The sequence below is a fragment of the Sarcina sp. DSM 11001 genome (assembly GCF_900101015.1).
GTDB lineage: Bacteria > Bacillota > Clostridia > Lachnospirales > Lachnospiraceae > CAG-791.
Map to the genome: position 1 here is coordinate 1 of NZ_FNFZ01000025.1, position 20,189 is coordinate 20,189.

15 protein-coding genes are annotated in these 20,189 nt (G+C 50.8%); 8 read left to right on the top strand and 7 right to left on the bottom strand.

Features of this window, described 5'->3' with window-relative positions; all coding sequences use genetic code 11:
- Positions 1 to 595: 595 nt before the first annotated feature.
- From BLT02_RS12770 to BLT02_RS12785, 4 genes are all read right to left on the bottom strand, one after another.
- Positions 596 to 2,317 carry a bifunctional aspartate transaminase/aspartate 4-decarboxylase gene (locus tag BLT02_RS12770; RefSeq protein ID WP_242869810.1) on the bottom strand — a complete coding sequence of 574 codons (1,722 nt, stop codon included), beginning with the start codon at positions 2,315 to 2,317 and terminating at the stop codon, positions 596 to 598.
- Positions 2,318 to 2,471: 154 nt separating this feature from the next.
- Complete coding sequence (locus BLT02_RS12775) at positions 2,472 to 3,101, bottom strand: flavodoxin family protein (protein ID WP_092996194.1); 630 nt, start codon at positions 3,099 to 3,101, stop codon at positions 2,472 to 2,474.
- Positions 3,102 to 3,244: 143 nt separating this feature from the next.
- Positions 3,245 to 3,802 carry an NAD(P)H-dependent oxidoreductase gene (locus BLT02_RS12780; RefSeq protein ID WP_092996197.1) on the bottom strand — a complete coding sequence of 186 codons (558 nt, stop codon included), beginning with the start codon at positions 3,800 to 3,802 and terminating at the stop codon, positions 3,245 to 3,247.
- A gap of 34 nt (positions 3,803 to 3,836) precedes the next feature.
- Entirely contained in the window at positions 3,837 to 4,508 is a 672-nt protein-coding gene (locus BLT02_RS12785; RefSeq protein WP_092996200.1) for an HAD family hydrolase, read from the bottom strand.
- Between the two features lie 318 nt (positions 4,509 to 4,826).
- Here BLT02_RS12785 and BLT02_RS12790 point away from each other — a divergent pair, with 318 nt between their 5' ends.
- Positions 4,827 to 6,884, top strand: a complete 2,058-nt coding sequence (locus BLT02_RS12790) for a BMP family ABC transporter substrate-binding protein (protein ID WP_092996203.1) — start codon at positions 4,827 to 4,829, stop codon at positions 6,882 to 6,884.
- Positions 6,885 to 7,042: 158 nt separating this feature from the next.
- Complete coding sequence (locus BLT02_RS12795; protein ID WP_092996206.1) at positions 7,043 to 7,633, top strand: metallophosphoesterase family protein; 591 nt, start codon at positions 7,043 to 7,045, stop codon at positions 7,631 to 7,633.
- A 221-nt stretch (positions 7,634 to 7,854) separates the two neighbouring features.
- Here the strand turns inward: BLT02_RS12795 and BLT02_RS12800 are convergent, their stop codons facing one another.
- The 3 genes from BLT02_RS12800 to BLT02_RS12810 form a co-directional block, all read right to left on the bottom strand.
- The gene (locus tag BLT02_RS12800; protein WP_347474985.1) at positions 7,855 to 9,402 is read right to left on the bottom strand and encodes a UDP-glucose--hexose-1-phosphate uridylyltransferase; all 1,548 of its coding nucleotides are present in this window, start codon (positions 9,400 to 9,402) and stop codon (positions 7,855 to 7,857) included.
- A 90-nt stretch (positions 9,403 to 9,492) separates the two neighbouring features.
- The gene (locus tag BLT02_RS12805) at positions 9,493 to 10,788 is read right to left on the bottom strand and encodes a galactokinase (RefSeq protein ID WP_092996211.1); all 1,296 of its coding nucleotides are present in this window, start codon (positions 10,786 to 10,788) and stop codon (positions 9,493 to 9,495) included.
- Between the two features lie 291 nt (positions 10,789 to 11,079).
- Entirely contained in the window at positions 11,080 to 11,922 is an 843-nt protein-coding gene (locus BLT02_RS12810; protein WP_092996214.1) for an AraC family transcriptional regulator, read from the bottom strand.
- Between the two features lie 262 nt (positions 11,923 to 12,184).
- On the opposite strand from BLT02_RS12810, the gene BLT02_RS12815 reads away from it, so the two are divergent.
- The 6 genes from BLT02_RS12815 to BLT02_RS12840 all read left to right on the top strand — a co-directional run bounded on the left by BLT02_RS12815 (position 12,185) and on the right by BLT02_RS12840 (position 19,968).
- A complete protein-coding gene (locus BLT02_RS12815; protein WP_092996217.1) occupies positions 12,185 to 13,225 on the top strand; it encodes an AraC family transcriptional regulator in 1,041 nt (346 codons plus the stop codon).
- Positions 13,209 to 15,407, top strand: a complete 2,199-nt coding sequence (locus BLT02_RS12820; RefSeq protein ID WP_092996220.1) for an alpha-galactosidase — start codon at positions 13,209 to 13,211, stop codon at positions 15,405 to 15,407. The genes BLT02_RS12815 and BLT02_RS12820 overlap by 17 nt, the downstream gene beginning before the upstream one ends.
- Before the next feature lie 373 nt (positions 15,408 to 15,780).
- Positions 15,781 to 17,112 (top strand): ABC transporter substrate-binding protein, encoded by a 1,332-nt coding sequence (locus tag BLT02_RS12825; RefSeq protein ID WP_092996223.1) that lies wholly within the window; start codon positions 15,781 to 15,783, stop codon positions 17,110 to 17,112.
- 122 nt (positions 17,113 to 17,234) lie between these two features.
- Positions 17,235 to 18,125, top strand: coding sequence for a carbohydrate ABC transporter permease (locus tag BLT02_RS12830; RefSeq protein ID WP_092996226.1), 891 nt, complete (start codon positions 17,235 to 17,237; stop codon positions 18,123 to 18,125).
- 19 nt (positions 18,126 to 18,144) lie between these two features.
- Positions 18,145 to 18,984 carry a carbohydrate ABC transporter permease gene (locus BLT02_RS12835; RefSeq protein WP_092996229.1) on the top strand — a complete coding sequence of 280 codons (840 nt, stop codon included), beginning with the start codon at positions 18,145 to 18,147 and terminating at the stop codon, positions 18,982 to 18,984.
- Positions 18,985 to 19,284: 300 nt separating this feature from the next.
- Complete coding sequence (locus BLT02_RS12840; RefSeq protein ID WP_092996232.1) at positions 19,285 to 19,968, top strand: hypothetical protein; 684 nt, start codon at positions 19,285 to 19,287, stop codon at positions 19,966 to 19,968.
- Positions 19,969 to 20,189 lie beyond the last annotated feature (221 nt).

Consider the following 20,189-nt stretch of genomic DNA (forward strand, 5'->3'; position numbering starts at 1 on the left):
GGTCGTTAATGACCTTCTAAATATAAGGAATATATTCAGGGTTGCATTTCTGTCTTGTTCTCATATAAGGTTGGAAATGTGTTCCGGAGCCTGCAGGGCAGGTCCCCGTTTTTGTTTTGCTGCCGTGCTTTTGTCTTGCGCGACAACTTCTATAATCTATCACAGCTTTTCGATTCTGTCAACAACTTTTTTTATTTTTTTAAAAGTTTTTTTGATGTGGTTTTTCGAAATCCTTTAATGCGGTTCTTTCGAAGTCCTCATCTTTTCTGACAGTCTCAAGCTGTTCAGCCGCTCTTTTTCAGCAGCGAAACAAATACTATCACACCAAAGCGCCCTGTGCAAGCACTTTTTTTGTTTTTTATATTTCCGCACACTATGTGTATTCTTCTTGATTTATCTGACAAATCAAGCCCGGTAATGTGAGGTTTTCAATTATCTTTTATCTGATAAATCAAGCCCGCCCGCGAGTGAAAAATCATCTGTCAATCTTCTGTCACCAGTTGATTTTTCACTCGCGGGCAGGCTCTTAAAAACCAGGGGCATTAGAAGTCCTTTTGCTCTTCCTCAGTCCACAGACAGAAGATGCCTGTCTTGATCATGCCGCCGGTTCAGCAGCCATTTCTTCTTCGTACTCCTTGTAATACTCGTCCATAAGTTCAATGAGCCTGTCCGCGATCTCAGCATAATCCCCGACATTCAGGTTAGCCAGGGAAATCCGCACCGTGCCCTTCGGTGCGCTGAAACCGGGGCCGTACATCAATACTACGCCCTTTTTTTCAGCCAGATCATTCAGAATATCCAGGTCTGTCCGGTTTTTAGACAGCCATTTTACAAAATCTTTTCCGTAGTGTTTTTTCACAAGAGCACGCAAATTCAGCAGGGTATAGTACTGCGTATTTTGATCCTCGTCGTCAGCAGGCAGATCCAGAGTTTCCATCAGTGTATGATAGCGCTCTTCCACCATTTCATTTGCCAGCTCGATATAAGGATCCTCTTCAGCATAAACCAGGTGTGTCAGTGCCATCATATCCATAAATGCCTGGCTCGGTGTAGAAAGGCCGCTGGTATGATACAGACCGATAGCGCGGCTGTCCGCCACGACCCGGTCCAGGAATTTTAACTCTTCCGGATCCGGAGTGATAATAGAGTATTCCTTTTTCAGGACAGTCTTGTCCTCCTCTCCCAGTTCTGAGAGCAGACGGTCGCAGACGTTTTCCTTATTCATCGCGATCAGGCCGACACGCCATCCTGTCACTCCGTAGAGTTTTGAAAATGAATAAACCAGAATAGTATTGTAGGGCAGCACACTATAGACGGTCTGGAAATCCTCCGCAAATGTACCATACACATCATCCGTCAAAATGATCAGATCCGGATTCTTCTCCACAACCTGCTTAAGTCTCTCAAGCGTTCTTTGTGAAAGTGCACGGGATGCGGGGTTGGAAGGATTCACCAGGAAAAAGGCCTTGACTGAAGGGTCCTCCAGCTTGGCCAGTTCCTCCTCTGAAATGTCCCAGTTGTCTTCCTCCGTGCTGCTTATGTCAATGGACACAAGGCCATAATTTTTTATAGAAGGAATCTCCAGATAGGGGGTAAAAATTGGAGTTGCGATCGCGATCTGGTCTCCGGCTTTTAAAAGCCGGTTGTGACTGAGCGCTTCAAAAATATATACCATCGCGGCACTTCCTCCCTCTGTAGGGAAGATCTGAGTTTCCGCCGCCAGATCAACACCATGGTACAAAGCAGACTGCAGGTAAGCATTTAAAATTGTTTCTGTGCAGGGCAGGCAGCGGCTGGGGGATGGATAATAATCTCCAATCACGGCATCCGCCAGTTCCTTCAGGAGCACATCCTTGTCCAGACCAAGTGTATCCGTACAATATTGAATCATATCAATAAGGAAAGCGTCTGTTTTGTCATCCGGATCCATTGCTTTATCGAACCGTTCTCCAATCCCTTCCTGGATGGCATGTCCAGCCATGCTGCCTTTTGAAAAATCGTTTTCACATTCTTCAATGGCAAAATTCATAAATCTGGTGAGAGCATACCGGGACTGTGTATTGATCCAGTTGGGATTTCCCCGGCCCGCATCCAGCACCGGGTATCCCGCTTCATTTTCCGCTGCCATTTCCCGGTGTTTTGCAGTGATCTCAAACGCGCTCACCTCTTTTTGGAGCTCTTCCTCCGCTTCCTGCTGCAGAGGGAAGGGAATAACCTTCTGATCTGCTTCCTCTGCGGCTGCAGCTGTCCCTGAAACTGTCCCCAGCATGCAAGTCATCAGGATTGCGGCACAAAGTTTTTTTACCCATTTTTTCATTGTTATTTCCTTCCTTCCAAGCAAAAGGCGCCGATGTGGTTATGAAAACCGAGGTGCTTTCGCTCTTTCTGCTATTCTGAATTCCTGAGGGAGACGAATCGTCCCATATCTCCCCTCCCTGCGCTCTCACTTGTAGAAACCTGCCTGTATAAACTTACTTGCCGTCCGCAAAGTTCGTGAAACATCCTGTTTCCAGTTCAGGATATCCATATTTTTCTTTTGCGTCTGCAAACGCCCTGATCATAAAGGTCATATTCCTGGCGAGGTTTCGCATGGTCTGAAGTCCTTCCAGGTCTTTCCTTACGTCATCCGCCGTAAATCCGTGCACCTGGTTCCAGTAGGTGCTGGAGGCCACCGGCATACCGCTGATCGTGAAATATTTGTTCAGCACATCAAATGTCGCCGTATTCCCGCCCCTCCTGCAGCTGACAACAGCGGCGCCGACTTTCATATGCTTGGAGAACGGCGTGCTGTAGAAAAGGCGGTCCATGAAGGAAAGGATGGTGCCATTAGGGCTTGCATAATAAACAGGGCTGCCCACTACAAGGCCGTCTGCCTTTTCAAATTTCGGAGCAGCCTGATTTACCAGATCGTCGTCGAAAACACATTTCCCCAGCTTGCCGCACTTGCCGCACGCAATACATCCCCTGATGCTCTTGCTGCCGACATGGATCAGCTCCGTTTCGATCCCTGATTCCTGGAATACGTTGATCATTTCATTCAAAGCTGTTGCTGTACAGCCATCTGCGTGAGGACTTCCGTTCAATAAAAGGACTTTTGCCATGTGAACCTCCTTATTCTCTCATTCACCACTTTATTCATTATACCGGCCTGTGCCGGCCGGTTTTCAACCATTACATTATTATCATTGTTATCATTGATTATCATTGTCAGAAATGTCTGTCAGTAAACCGGATACCCGACCTCTTACATCTGCCTGATACTTTCCATGCTTTTTTGCAGGATCTCTTCCGCGTCGGCTCCCTCAATATCCAGCCCTACGGCCTGGAACAGCCTTACATCTTCTATTCCGTAATAGCCCTGCGCCAGAGCTTTTACATACCCGAAGCCAAATTCTTCCGGTGTGTAATCGCCGCCGGCCGTCATCACGTAATAAACCTGCTTTGCTCTGCACAGTCCTTTCGGGATTCCCTCGGGTGTATAGGTAAAGGTGATTCCGCGGACATTGATATGTTCAAAGTACTGCTTCAAGGCTGCCGGAAAAGACAGGTCCCAGTACGGCGCGGCGATCACGATCTTGTCAGCTGCCGCGAACTGCTTTGCGAGAGAAAACGCAGGATTTGAAAAATCTTCTGCCTCGATCAGTTCATCCCGCTTTGTGAGAAAAGCCTCATTTGATACAGGAAAAACAATGTTTTCCAGACGAACTTCTGTGAATGGTTCGTCCAGTTTTTCCAGAAGGCATTCCGCCAGTCGTTTTGTTCTGGAATCCCTGCGTACGCAGGCATTGACATAAAGTATCATTTGCGGTCCCTCCCTTCTTTATATATTTACTTCTTTATATATTTAGTTCGTCCAGAGTCCTGATCACCCGTGCTCCGTCAAGAACAGCGGGCTCTTTGCGGGAAATGTAGATCGGGGTGATGCCGAGAAGCCGGGCCGGTTCAATGTCTGATGTCACGGAATCTCCTATAAGTACCGCTTCGTCGGGCTTCACTCCCGCGATTTCCATTGCTTTTTCAAAGATCAGCCTGTTCGGCTTGCAGGCACGGGCTGTCTCCGCTGAAATGATTCCTGCGGGGTGCAGGTCTTTTACACGCATGGATTCTTCCAGAAAACACATGTCATCGTTGGACAGGACATAGACGGGTAGTTTTGTCCTGTCAAAAAAAGGCTTTACATCTTCAAAGAGGGGGGCGTAAACCCACACTTTGTGCCATACCTCATGAATGTAGGCAAAATCACCCTTAAGGCCATGTTCCCTGGCGCAGTATTCCAGGATCAGATCGATCTTTTCATCGTTCAGGAGAAAGGAGTCCCCAAAACTTTTCGCTTCGATTATTTTAATCCTGGTCCAGACAACTTTCAGAATCTCATTTGGATCTTTCAGATCACTGTGGGAAGCAAAGTATCCGACCAGCTCCCTGGTGTATGGTTCATCCTCCTTGACCATGGTCCCGGTATAATCCATAAAAACAGCTTTGATCATAGTGTTTCCTTTCGTTCTCATGCCATTTCCATGCCAGTCATATCCTCAGGAGCTGTAACGAAATAATCTGCGTAGTCTGCACAGTTAATTCTGTTACAATTCCTTACTATAGAACTATAACACTTACGGGTTTGATTTTATAGATACTTGTTTGTGGCTGTGTTAAAATGGCTGTGTTAGAAACATGACAGAGCACGTTTGTCCAAAACATAATAGATCAGGACACATTCATTCAGGCTATTCTTATTCAGGGATCAATCATTCAGAAGATATTAGTTCAAAACATGATAGTTCAGGACATAATGATCCAGGACATGATATGAGTACGGAGGAAAAATTTTGACCATCGACTATGAAAAGGCAAAAAAACTGGGAGAGCGGGCTTACCGGCACGCACTGGTACGGGGAGAGTATCCCTATCTGCCGGCTCTGGAGGATATGGTTCCGGAAGTGGACCGATACCCTGAGATCAGTCTGGGGCTGTTCGAGATCCCGCTGGAACTGTTCGCAGGGACACGTACAAGCGGCAGAAAGACTGCCTTTGCGTCCAACTTCATGCCTTTGATGGAGGAAAACACGGAGTTTTCATTCAAATGGAGCGCGCTCTGCGACGCCCAGGTCGAGGAGGGGATCCGGGAACCTGTCAAAGCCTATGAGTTTATGAACCTCTTCTATGTCGAAGAGGGCAACAAGCGGGTCTCGGTACTGCGCTATGTGGGGGCAGTCTCAGTCCCCGCGCAAGTGATCAGGATCCTTCCTCCCAGGGACGATTCTGTCCAGAGCAGAATCTATTATGAATTCCTGGATTTTTTCAATGTCACGCGCATGTTCGAGATCACCTTCTCGGCACCGGGGCGTTACACCCGGCTGGCGGAGATCCTGGGACAGAATCTCCAGGAGCCATGGCCTGAAGAACTGCTTGAAAAACTGCACGCAGCATTTATCTCCTTCCGCTCTGCTTATCCGGCCCACCCGGCGCGGACCAGCGGAAAGCTTGTCCAGACCCCTGCCGACGCGCTTCTGGTCTATCTGGGTGTTTACAGCCTCGACAGTCTTTTGCGCGAGGACAGAAAGGAGATTGAAAGGCGTCTGACTCTGCTCAGGAAAGAGTTTCTTGCCGCTTCCCGGTCCGGAGAGATTGCACTGATCGAGAACCGGACAGACGCGGAGGCGGTCCGGAAGGAACATCCGATGGAAAAAGCGGTCCGCCTTGTGGAAAAAACCGGGGCAGCCAGTGTGGCCGGGGCAGCTCATTTCGCCGGAGCTGTGGCCGGGGCGGCGGCAGGGCTTGCCGCAGGCACAGGCGCGGCGGAGACCACAGCGGAAGTTACCAGAAAGGCTGTCGAGAACACACTTTCCCGCGTGGTCCCTCAGACTGCGGCGGATACCGGACAGAAAATAATCTCCCCGGCCCACCCCCTGAGGATCGCTTTTATCCATGAAAACAATATGAAGAACTCCGGCTGGGTCTACGGACATGAGCTTGGCAGAAATCATCTGAAAGAGGCGTTCGGGAGCCTGGTGGAAACCTTGTGTTTTGAAAACTGCACGGACGACAAGAGCATCCGCGAAGCCTTTGAGACAGCCAAAAAGGAAAACTGCGGGATGATCTTTACGACATCGCCCGCCCTGGTCCAGCCCTCCCTGCGGTTCGCGGTGGACAATCCCCGCGTGAAGGTACTCTGCTGCAGTCTGAATCAGTCACTCCCCACTGTCCGTTTTTATTATGGAAAAATGTACGAAGCCAAATATCTGATGGGAGCGCTGGCAGCCAGTCTGACAGACGATCACCGAATCGCCTATACGGCAGGCAGAAAAGATCCTGCCGCCCTGTCCTCCGTGAACGCCTTTGCCCTCGGCGCCCAGCTCATCGACCCCTACTGCCGCGTCAGCCTCAAATGGACCGGAGAAGACAACGCGTCTGTTTCTAAAGAAGACGAAGGAAGATGCGTTCATGTCTTTTCCGACATCGACATGGTCCGGCTGAGCGATGAAAACCGCAGATATGGCCTCTACCTCAAAGAGAAAGAGGGAGAATTCCGCCGTCTCGCCGCTCCCGTCTGGAACTGGGGATCTTTCTATGAACTCATCGTCCGCAGGATCATGGACGGCACTTATGACAATCTCCCCTCACAGCAAAAGGATCTCGCGGTGAATTACTGGATGGGACTCAGCTCCGGGATCATCGATATTGTGTTGTCCGACCACCTGCCCGCCCCCTCCTACAGGCTTATGGAACTTCTCCGCCGCGGGATCACGGAAGATCGTGTCCATCCCTTTGCCGGAGAACTGCGCGGCAGAGATGGAGCCATACATGGAGAAAAGGACTCGTCCCTGACGGCAGCACAAATCATGTCCATGGACTGGCTTGTGGAAAACATTGACGGAGAACTGTGATGACACCGATAATCTGAAGGAAAACCACCTTAGAATTGACAGACTAAAAAAGTGATCTGCCCCGGAATCAGCAGATTGCGAAAAAGGATTATCGTGAGAATGGCAGACAAAGGAAAGGAAACTATCGAGAAACCGGAAGACCGGGGGGGGAAAATGCTGTGAAGATACTTGCCATATCGGATATTGAATCCAAGTCCTTGTGGGATTATTATCAGCCCGAAAAACTTGCGGATGTGGATCTGATCATCTCCTGCGGAGATCTGGCTCCGGCTTATCTGGAGTTTCTGGTGACCATGGCACACTGCCCGCTCCTGTATGTGCACGGAAACCATGACGGAGGATACAACAAGACATCCCCGGAAGGATGTACATGTATTGAGGACAGGATCTTCCGGTACCAGGGACTGCGGATCCTGGGCCTGGGCGGTTCCATGCGCTATAAGGAAGGTCCGTTTATGTACACAGAAAATCAGATGCGTTCCCGCGCCTTTAAAGCCCATCTGAAATCTGTTTTTACAGGCGGAATCGACATTCTTGTCACCCATGCTCCCGCCAGAGGATGGGGGGACATGGAAGACCTTCCCCACAGAGGCTTTTCCTGCTTCAACAGTCTGCTGCGCACAACCAGCCCCCGCTTCATGATCCACGGCCATGTACATAAAGAGTACGGCCATTTCGTTCGGGAAAGAATGCATAAATACGGGACGAAACTCGTCAATGCCAGCGAGTATGTCTATTTAGAAATATAGACCTGCGCCGCTGCACCGGGAAAGCGCTTCCCCGAGCCGTTTGACCGGGAAACAGGAAACGGATCCCCAAGCCGCTAAGACAGGGGAATGGGGCAGACCAAAAGAAAACAAGTGTCTCCTTTTAGCCTGCCCCTGGCTCTTTCCAACCTGAGAAAAACACAAAAACAACAATGGCGGAGTTCCTGCTGTTCCATGCAGGGGCTCCGCCATTTTTCCAGTTGTCAGAGCAGCGAGGTAAATCTCTCAAATGCCGCGCTGCCATCGGGTGTGCGTTTAAATACTCCGGCGTCTTCGAGTACATGGGCGAAGACCTCTCCCACTTCCTGACGGAGGATCTGCCGCACGTTCCCGGGGGTCATTTCCGGATGTCTGTTCCTGACTTCCTGTGCCCACTGGGCATGGGAAGCTGTAAGGGGGTCAGCCTGAAGATCACTGCCGTCTGTCAGGCCTTTTTCTACAGCGGCCAGTTCGTCCAGGAGCCGGGCGGGCAGTACTGCCAGACCCATGACTTCGATCAGGCCGATATTTTCTTTTTTAATATGATGCTTTTCCGCGTGGGGATGGAAAACTCCCAGGGGATTTTCGGGTGTGGTAATGTTGTTGCGCAGCACCAGATCCAGTTCGTAATCCTCTCCTCTTCTGCGGGCGATGGGAGTGATGGTATTGTGGGGCTCCCCTTCTGTCTCGTGGAAGACAAAGGCTTCCGGGTCGTCATAGCCGCGCCATTTTTCCAGAATATGGGCAGCGAGCTCAATGATCCGGTTCCTGTCTGCCGCTTTGAGACGGATCACTGACATGGGCCATTTGACGATGCCCGTCTCCACGTCCTCATAGCCGGGGATGGTAAAGGGCTTCTCGATCTCTGCCCTCGCCATGGCAAATTCATATCTGCCGCCCTGATAGTGGTCATGGCTGAGTACACTGCCGCCTACGATCGGCAGGTCTGCGTTGGAGCCCACAAAATAATGCGGGAACATCGTGATGAAATCCAGCAGACAGCGGAAGGCGTCGGCATCGATGTGCATCGGGATATGCTCTTTGTTAAACACGATGCAGTGCTCGTTGTAGTAGACATAGGGGCTGTACTGGAGGAAGAAATCCTTTCCGCCCATGACGATCGGAATGATCCTGTGGTTCTGTCTGGCGGGATGGTTCAGGTGTCCCGCATAGCCTTCATTCTCGGCGCAGAGCAGGCACTTGGGGTAACCGGTGCTCTTCATTTTGCCCGCTTCCGCGATCGCTTTGGGATCCTTTTCCGGCTTGGAGAGGTTGATCGTGATGTCAAGGGTGCCGTATTCCGTGTCCACTGTCCACTTTTCGTCCCTGGCGATCCGGTCTCTCCGGATGTAGTTGGTATCACCGGAGAAGGTATAATACCAGTCGGTCGCCAGCGCAGGGGATTCCTGATACCGTTTCCTGAACCGGGCGATGACCTCCGAAGGACGGGGAACGAGAATTCCCGTCAGGGCCGTATCCAGCAGATCATAGTAGGTGGCGGATCTGCCTGCGATCACGCCGTGTTCGAAGGCATAGTCGCACAGACGATCCAGGATCTCCTGGATCGGAGGCAGTTTAATGCCCTCTTCCCCGGCAAGTTCGTCAGGATGAGAATTCTCACCTGCATTTACTGGAGAAAGAGATACAAGACCGTCAAATCCATCCATATGCAGGACTTCCAGAACACGGTTGGCGGCCCATACCCTGTCCTCTTCACTGATCCAGCACTTCTGCACTGCGTATTCGACCAGCTGGGAGATACACAGTTCCATATTCTCCATCAGATCCCTCCTTATTCTATCCACTGTTTAACCACTATTTATCCACGTATTGATCCATGAGCGTGACTCACTTCATCTTTATCATTCCACGAGCACACAGCCGCCCACGGGACGGATATAAGTCACTCTGCAGGCGCCGCTGCCCAGAACAGAATCCATGTCGGCCCGGAATCCGTCGACCATGTCGAGGGGGACGAAAGCCTGGATGGTGCCTGCGAAACCTCCGCCGTGGACCCTGAAGGCGCCTCGTCCTGCCAGATAATGGTCAGCCATGGCCAGCGCCAGGGCGACCGGCTGATGGGCAGGATCCCGGTAGGTGTCCACATTCTGCAGATACATATAGGAGGAATGTCCCGATTCAGTGACCAGGTCCAGAAAACGGTCAAATGCGTTCTCCTCCAGCGCCTTCACCTGCTGCTCTACGCGGCAGCAGTCGGCATAATAGTGGACCGCGCGCATGAGGGCGCGGTCACCCAGCTTTTTCCTGAGTTCCGGAACCGCTTTATAAAAGTCCTTTTCATCGACTTCAGAGAGTACCTCTTTGCCAAGAGCCTCTGCCACTGACCGCATTTCCGCAGGGACTGCGGCGTAGTCTGCCGTCAGGTCGGAATGATCCCCGCCTGTGTCGATAATACAGAGGGCATATCCGGCGGACGCAAAGTCATATTGCACCTCGTGGTATTCAGGCGCTTCTTTCTTGAAAAAGTCAATGGCAACTATTCCGCCCAGCGCGCACCCCATCTGATCCAGGAGTCCGGACGGTTTGCCGAAATAAACGTTCTCGGCATACTGGCCGATCCTGGCGATCTCAGCAAGGGAGATCTCATTTTTACAGAAAAGACCGTTGAGCATGACACCCACCAGCACTTCAAAACAGGCTGAGGACGAAAGTCCCGATCCGCCCGGCACGTCGGAGATAACAAAGGCATCAAAACCGGCAACGGAATACCCCTTTTCCGCGACCGCTGCCAGCATTCCGCGGATGATGGCTTTGGTCGTGTTTTCTTCTTCCTTCACAGGTGCCAGCGCACTGCAGTCGACAGCTGTCATGCCATATCCCTCGGAAAAGATCCGCACTGTACCGGTCCCGTTGGGAGCGGCGCAGGCAACGGCATCCAGGTCCACGGACCCGGTGAGCACTTTCCCGCGCTGGTGGTCGGTGTGGTTTCCTCCGATCTCGGTCCGTCCGGGCGCGGAAAAAATCGCCGCCTCTGTGTTTTCATCCCTGTCGAATTCTTTCATGAATCCATCGGCAACGCAGGTAATCCTGTCGCGGAAGGGCTGCAGCTGCGCGGCAGGACGACAGTAGATATGGGAAAGCAGCTGATCAAAGCCTCCCTGTGCCAGAGTGTTTTTTATGGAAATAATGGGTCTCATGCCTGATTCTCCTTTTTACAGATATTTAATTTGTATGTCGCAAAGTTTTGTGTGCTTTAAAACACTTTAATCAAAACACTTTGAATTAAATCTCTTTGAATTTAAATCTTTGAATATAAATCTGTGAATAAAAAATCTGTGAATATAAATACTTTGAATAAAAATTCTGTGAGTAAAAATTCTTTGTAAAGGCGCTAAATCTCCCGAATTTTCAGACATACACCTAAATTATATGATATCCGGGTCCTTCTTAGAATGAATAATCCTGCAGTATATATGGAAATATGACGCCTATACCCGATTTTTGTTTCTCCATTCGCGGGGCGGTATGCCGTAGACCCCCTTAAAAGCCCGGGAAAAATGGAGCTGGTTCTGGTAGCCGACCGAAACGCCGGTCTCTGCCACAGAGAGATCCGTTGTCTGCAAAATATCCGCGGCCTTGGCCATTCTGTAAGAAAGAAGGAAACCCTGGGGGGATTGTCCCTCTCTTTCCTTGAATATCTTGCCAAAATAACTCCGGTTCAGACCGACGCTTTTTGCGATATCCTCGACAGAAATATCATTCTGATAATTACTTTCTATAAAGGAAATGGCTTCATGGACATAGTAATCCCTGAGGCTGCTTCCCGAATAGGTGTTGACTTGTCTGTTGGACCGGATGAGGGAGTCAAAAAACAGATAGAGATGCCCGACCAGATGCAGCTGGGATTCCTCCGGATGTTCTGTGATATACAGGGCTTCCTCTTTTACCTGTTCCCGGTAATCCGGCAGTGAAGCCCTGTAAACAGGAGCATCCAGGGAAAATCCTGCCCGGTCGATCCCCTCTCTGACGCTCATACCGTCAAATTCGATCCAGACATATTCCCAGGGCTCATCCGCATCGGCGAAATAAGTCGTGACACAGCCCGGGAAAATGAGGAACCCCTCATTTTCCCGGATCACGTGTTTTTTCAACTCTCCTGATGAATCCGGACACAATAAAGTCCCTTTTCCTTTCAGCACATAATGAAACAAAAAATGTTCCCTGGACGCCGGACCAAACAGGTGTCCTGAGGGACATTGCTCATGCCCTGTCTGATACATCCCCAGATCAACAAAATGCCTTCCGGAATATATTTTAAAATTAAACAGCATTTCTCAGGTCCTCACTTTATTGTCCTTGCACTTCCCCGCGGAACAGTGTACAGACACCCCCGTCCCCCCTGTCTATATTTCCATATTACATCAAAATATACCAAAATGAGTCTATATTTATCGGTTTAGATTCAAACATTGCAAAATGGCATATAACTACTGGCTGTACGCCATACAAATATCGCATATTGGCATATTATAATGGCTCGAAAGGATAAGGAAGAGATATCACTTTTACGATAAGCACGGGCAGGGAGGCAGCATGAGTGAACAGGTAAAGCGATATAGGAAAGAGGCAGATAAGCTCTTCAGGGATTTTGCTTCCATACAAAATACACTGGAGGAAATACCTCCTCTGTATCTGGATTACTGCGGCATCGAGGAATGCCGTCCGGGCCACAGTTTCGGTCCCCACATCCGGGATGAATTTGCGCTGCACATCATACTGGATGGAAAGGGGGTATTTCATAACGGGAAGGATCGTTTTGAAATCGGACCGGACAACATGTTCCTCATCTATCCGGGGGATGAGACCTTTTATAAGGCAGATCTGCAGGATCCGTGGTATTACGTCTGGATCGGATTTCACGGTGCCAGTGCCGAACGCTTAATGGAGAATATCGGCTTTACAAAAACGAATCCCGTACTTCCTTTTGCCGATGGCAGTTTAGTGCTGGAGACTGTCCATGCCGCCATGCAGATTGAGACCGATGTCCTGGCGGAAGCTTTTTTCCGCCGTGCCTGCATAAACAGAGTGATCGGACTGATTTTAGACGGTTCCACCAACCGCAGGCCCCTGGGTATGGTCACGACTCAGGAGGTCTCCTATACAACCTATGCGGCGCGGTATCTGCAGCGTCATTTTTCCGAGCAGGTCCGGGTGAACAAGCTGGCTGAAAGAATCGGTATCTCCCGCAGCTATCTCGTCCGCCTGTTTCGCGAGCATTATGGTATCTCTCCCCAGGAATACCTGATCCGTCTCAGAATGGTACATGCATCAGAGTGTCTGCTCCTCACAGACGATTCCATCCACAATATTGCCCTGGAGAGCGGTTACCAGGATCCCCTGGCTTTTTCAAGATATTTTAAACAGCGTTTCGGTGTCAGCCCCCGCTTGTACCGGGAACAGCACAAACAGGACAGCGTGACACAGAAAGACCCAAATCCTTTTGAATCCGACACAGACAGTACATCTGATGAGCCCGCCCCCCATGACGGTCAGAAGGTTCATCACGACGATAAACAGACAGCACGGCTGCCCCGCCATCAAGAAAAAGGAGTTCACCATGGCAATTGTGTATAACGAAAACAAAAAGACCTTTTCCCTCCATACCGCCAGGACGACCTATCAGCTGAAGATCGGGAATCTCAACTATGTAAAGCACCTCTACTACGGAGCGACGATCCGGGATGAGGATCTGGTCTATCTGATCCGGCAATATGACCGGGGTTTTTCGGGCAACCCCTATGATTCTCTGAAGGAGCGCACCTTTTCGCTGGACGCTCAGCCCCAGGAGTTCACGACGCAGCAGCAGGGAGATTTCCGGATCAATTCCATCGAAGTGCAGAATTCTGACGGCAGCTTCTCCTTCAATGGCAGGTATGTTTCCCACAGGATGTATCATGGTCCCTTTACCCTGCAGGGGCTGCCCACTGCCTTTGCCACAGAAAACGACACCGTTGACAGTCTGGAACTGACCATTGAGGATGCGGTAACCAATGTCCAGGTCACACTCCTGTATTCCGTCTTTGAGGAGGCGGACATCATCATGCGCGCAGCCAGAGTCCATAATGGAGGAAAAGAAACGATCCAGCTCAAGCGGATCATGTCTCTGAACATGGACTACATGAACGGACAGAATCTGGATCTGATCTCCCTGCCGGGCAGATATGGTCAGGAGAGACAGGTTGAGCGTCAGCCCCTGACTCACCATGTGCACAAGATCCGCAGCGGCCGAGGCATATCCTCTCACCAGCAGAACCCCTTTATTGCCCTGGCGGAGAGGACGACGACCGAAGATTTCGGTGCCTGCTATGGCTTTGCGCTCATGTATTCGGGAAGCTTTCTGGCAGAGGTCGAGCTTGACCAGTACGACCAGGCCCGCCTGGTAATGGGCATCAACGACCGCCTGTTCAGCTACCCGGTAGATCCCGGTGAGGACTTTGACACTCCCGCTGTGCTCATGACCTATACTCACAAGGGTCTGACCCGGATGAGTCAGAACTACCACAACTTTATCCGGAACAATCTGAATAAAAGTAAGTTTGTCCGCGATGTGAGGCGCCCCGTCCTGATCAACACCTGGGAAGCAGCCTTCTTTGACTTCGACGATGAAAAGCTCATTGAGATCGCAAAAGCTGCCAAAGGAATGGGCGTCGAAATGATCGTCATGGATGACGGGTGGTTCGGCAAGCGCGACGATGACAACTCCGGCCTGGGCGACTGGTATGTCAATGAAAAGAAGATCAAGTGCGGCCTCACAGAGCTGGTCCGCCAGATCAATGATCTGGATATGAAATTCGGGATCTGGTTTGAGCCCGAGATGGTCTCCGAGGACTCCGACCTTTTCCGGGCCCATCCCGACTGGGCAATGGAGATCCCCGGGCGCAGGGCGGTCCGGAGCCGCAACCAGCTGGCCCTCGATGTGGGCAGAAAAGAAGTCCAGGACTACCTGATCGAGAGCATCAACCGGATCCTGGACAGCGCCAATATCTATTATGTGAAATGGGACATCAACCGTGCCATCACGGATCTGTGGTCCAACGCGCTCCCGGCGGAATGCCAGGGAGAGGTCTCTCACCGCTACGTGCTCGGACTTTATCGTGTCATGGACGGCATCATCAAGACCCACCCGGATATCATGTTCGAAGGATGCGCGGGCGGCGGCGGACGCTTCGATCCCGCCATGCTGACCTATTTTGTCCAGTACTGGAGCTCCGACAACACCAAGCCGCTGGACAACCTCAAACTCCACTACGGTTCCTCCTTCCTCTATCCGGTCAGTACTATGGGGGCCCATGTCTCGAAAGCCAGTCCCATGGTCCCCTTCGAGACCAAAGCCGCCATCGCCATGTGCGGTACCTTCGGATATGAGCTCGACGCGACAAAGCTCAAAAAGAAAGAGATCCGGACCTGCAAAAAGATGAGCGGCCTCTACCACAAGTATTACGACCTCAACTTCTTCGGCGATTACTACCGGCTGGCAAACCCCTTTGAGCAGGTCAATCTCGTGGCCTGGGAAAGTGTCGCAAAAGATAAGAGCGAAGCCCTGGTAACCGTGATCACTGTCAACCTGACTGTCAACGGCCCCCAGGAATACATCAAATGCAAGGGTCTCTCTCCCGACACCCTCTACCGGGTTGAAAGAGATGGCAAAGCTCTGACCGCAAGCGGAATGGCACTCATGCACGCCGGTCTCCCCATTCCCCGGGAGGTCCCTGAATACACTGCCTTCCTCTATCACTTGACCGCGGTCAAAGAATGATGACCTCGTTTTTTCGATTACATGTCGGGTTTTCCGCGAAAAACCCGCGAAAAACGCCTCGAATTTCGATGGGGTCCGTACGGTAACTTAAACATCATTTTCCCATGCCCGGTAAACATGGTTCCATGTACGTAATCGTGAATTATTTGTAAACTTTACGTGAACAAAACTTACTATTTCATGGCATTTTGACGAAAAAAGCGCAATTCCATCGGATAAGTGCCTGAAAAACCGCAGATCCGGCTCAGCGGATCTGTTAATCCAAAGGAATCAGGGAAACCATGAGACCTGATGATCATTTCACAAAATACCATCTGCTGAAGCATTGGTTTCCGTGACTCCTTCTCATCATGATCAGAAAGGAGAAACTGTTATGATGAAAAAGTTAATGGCACTGGCGATGGCGGGCATGATGGCCCTGTCCCTCGCAGCCTGCGGCGGCGGTTCCAGCTCCGCCAGCCCCTCCGGGAACGGCAACTCCGGCGCAGCCCCTTCCAACAGCCTGACGATCAATATCTGGGATTCCAACCAGCAGGCAGGTCTTCAGGAGATCGTGGACGAATGGTCCGCGGAATCCGGAATCTCGGCCAAGATCGAAGTCGTCGACTGGGACAACTACTGGACACTTCTCGAAGCAGGCGCTTCCGGCGGCACTATGCCGGATGTCTTCTGGATGCATTCCAACACGGCACAGATGTATATGGAAAATGACCTCCTGCTCGACCTCGACGACTATATCGCGAACGATGAGTCCATGGATATGTCCAAGTTCTATCAGGGCATTGTCCAGCTGTATACCCGCAGCGACGGCAAGGTCTTTGCGCTCCCCAAGGATCACGATACCATCTGCCTTCTGTACAATAAGGCGATCTTCGATCAGTATGGAGTCGATTATCCGACAGCAGACTGGACCTGGGAGGACATGTACGAAGCCGCGAAGAAGATCACGGAAGCTTCCAAAGGCGATGTCTATGGCATGGCAATGAACACCTCCAACAACCAGGACGGCTGGTACAACCTGATTTATGATTACGGCGCAGAAGTCATCACCGAGGATCATAAGGGCACCACGATCGGTTCGCCGGAAGGCAAGGCCGGTATGGAAATGGTCCGCAAGCTCCTCTCTGTCGGTGCTCCCCAGGCAGTCGTCGCCGAGACCGGCACAGACTCCCTCTTCCAGTCCGGCAAGTGCGCTATGATCACTCAGGGTTCCTGGATGATCAACAGCTTCTACAAGGCAGAGAACCATGCGGATTATTACTGGGCTCTTCTTCCCTATGCAGATGTAAACGGAAACGGCCAGTGTGATGACGGCGAGCGCCAGTCCTGCTACAACGGTCTCGGCTGGGCAGCCAGTGCAAGCACCTCCAATCCCGATGCCTGCTACAGCCTGATCTCCTATCTCTGCTCTGAGCCCAGCCAGATCAAACAGGCTGAACTGGGTGTCACCATGGCCGGTATGGAAGGCGTCTCCGAAGCTTTCGGCAAAGCCTTTGAAGGCATGGATGTCTCTCCTTTCATCGAGATGGAGAACTTCAAGCTGTACTTCCGTCCTTACACCAGGAACACCACTGTCTGGGAGGACAAGCTCCAGCAGGCAGGCGCTTTCCTCGACGCATGGCAGGATCCCTCCGACCCCGCGAAGATGGAACAGGCCTGTGATAACGCGCAGAAGATCATTGAAGACTGCATAGCGGCAGAATAAAAAGCAGAATAAAAATGCTTTAAGCCTTATCAGTTAATAAATCTCAATGAATCTGTGCAGACTGTCCAGAATCTTTATAGAATCTGTATAATTCCCTATAAACAAAACTTATGGAGGGAAGCATGAGTAAACAGAAAATGACTGCGAGGGCCAAAGAAGAAGCCCGTTGGGGATGGCTCTTTATCCTCCCTACGATGATCGGTCTTATCGTCCTCAACTTCTATCCCGTCGTAAACACGATCTATCAGTCGTTCTGCAAAACCGGCGACTTCGGCAAAGGCAATAAGTTCGTAGGTCTTGCCAACTACACGGCAGTGCTGAGCGCAGGAGAGACCTGGCAGTCCCTTCTCAACACGATCAAATACGCGATCATAGAGGTTCCTTTCGGAGTCGTGATCGCTCTGGTCCTCGCTGTATTCCTGAACCAGAAACTGAAGGGAACTTCCATCTACCGGACGATCTTCTTCCTCCCCATGGTCTGCGCTCCCGCAGCGGTAGCCATGGTCTGGAAATGGCTCTACAACCAGCAGTTCGGTCTTTTCAACAACATTTTGCACACTAATATCGCCTGGATCTCGGATCCCAGGATCGCCTGGATCTCCATCGGTGTGATCGGCGTCTGGTCCGTGATCGGCTACAACATGGTATTGTTCATCTCCGGTCTGCAGGAGATCCCCGGTGACTATTATGAGGCGGCCTCCATTGACGGAGCTACCGGCATCAATCAGTTTTTCAACATCACTGTCCCGCTCCTGTCCCCGACGACCTTCTTCATCGTGCAGACCAGACTGATCGGTGCGCTGACGGTCTTCGACCTGATGTTCATGGTCATGGACAAGACCAATGTCGCCCTTGAAAAGGTGCAGTCCATTGTTTACCTTTTCTACACCTACGCTTTCACAAACGGCAACAAAGGATATGGCGCGACCATCGTCATCGTCCTTGTCGTTTTCATCATGATCGTAACTTTCATCATGCAGAAAGCGGAAAAGACGCTCGTGTATCACAACTAAGGAAAGGGAAAGGTGAAATATGGATATTCAAACCAGAGATCGCCTGAACAAGGTGATCATGTATGTCATCCTGACGATCATGGCTTTTATCATGCTCGTCCCCTTTGTCTGGATGATCCTCACGGCTGTCAAGACTAATCAGGAAGCCATCTCTGTTGCTCCTTTCTACATTTTTCCTCAGAAAGGCTGGCACTGGGAAAACTTCGCTACTGTCTGGAAGAGCTACAACTTCCTGATCCTGTATAAAAACACGCTGCTGATGATCTTCTTCCGTGTGGTATGCGCCTGCCTGACTGCCACCATGGCAGGTTATGCCTTCGGGCGGCTGCACTTTCCGGGCAAGAACCTGATGTTCTCCCTGGTCCTCATCCAGATGATGATCCCTTCACAGATCTTCATCATCCCCCAGTATCTGATGGTCTCCAAGCTCGGTCTGCTCAATACCACAGCCGGTCTTGTTTTCCCGGGTATCGTCACGGCATTCGGCACCTACCTGCTGAAAACAGGATATGAGGGCCTCCCCATGGATCTGGAGGAAGCCGCCGGTCTCGACGGCTGCAACATCGGGCAGAAATTCCTCAAGATCATGATGCCCCTGACCCGGTCTTCTATGGTCTCCCTGGGTATCTTCACAGCCCTGTTCGCTTTTAAGGATCTGATGTGGCCGATGATCGTCTGCACAAACTCCGCGACGACCACCCTGTCCGCAGGTCTGGCCAAGATGCAGGGTCAGTACGGCAGTGATTATCCGTCCATGATGGCTTCCGCCGTTCTGGCTGTCATCCCCATGATCGTGATCTATATTATCTTCCAGAAACAGTTCGTGGAAGGTATCGCGACCTCCGGCGGTAAGCTGTGATTCTCGATCTTTGATCCCGCAGGGGAAAAGCACACCTGAACAGTGTGAAATTATGGTGACTGCCTTGATCCTGCAGGGGAAAGGCCTCAGGCCATACCCTTAGATCCGGAATAAGTTAAAAAGAACAAAACCGGGGCTGTTATAGGTTCCGGTTTTGTTCTGTTCATCAGCGAATGTAACGATTTTTATTCATCAGTGAATGTTCTATTTTTATTTGCAACTTTGTAACGCTTTTTATTCTTCATCTTTTCAGATCCACGGCTGCCGGAATAATATTCTGCATCGCAGGGAAACGCGTCTATGTTCAACAGAATCCGCTCTTTTTTTAAAAGTGAATCCGATAAACTCAAAGGGCTGACCATGAAACAGAAGCTTGGTTATGTCCGCGACTACTACTGGCTCCAGATCTCTCTGGTCGTGATCGTCCTTACCCTTGGTTCCTTTGTGATCTACCGCGTACGGACCACACTCTCCGACCACTGGTTCTACCTCATGCTCGCCAACACGCGGGAGGAAGCCGGGACGAACTCCCCGCTCTGGAAGGGATACGTCGATTACAGTGGTTATGACCTGTCGGAAAAGCTGATCGAATTCAATGACGAGGCCTGGTTCGATTATGGAAAAAACAAGGCGGCAGGAAATAAATATTACGAGATCTTCGTTGGATTCACCGATGTCGGGATCCTTGACGCAGTGACTATGGAACCTGACAATCTGACTTCTCTGGGGGAGAGCGGACGGCTCCTGGACCTCAATGCAGACAAATGTTCCCGGATCCGCGAAAAATACAAAGACCGCTTCCTGTACGCCATCCCTTACGACAAGGAATACAGCACAGATCCGGTTCCTGTCGGAATCGATATCAGCGACAGTATCCTCATGACCAGATATCATCTGTATACGGAAGGGTGCGCGATCGGGATCGGGGCGCAGAGCGAACATCTGGAAGCCGTAGAGCTCTTTCTGGACTATATTCTCCAGTAAACCTCTGTTAAACCGCCGCCCGAGAATCCCCCTGAAAAAAGAAAGACAGAAACTGACAGCCGGATAAAAAAGATCAGACAAAAAAGCCGGATCAAAGAGATCAGATAAAGAAGCCGGATAAAAAAGATCGGACAAAAAAGCCGGATTAAAGAAATTGGATAAAAAGCCGGATTAAAGAGATCGGATAAGCAACGGTAAAGGAAAAAAAGGATTATAAGAGG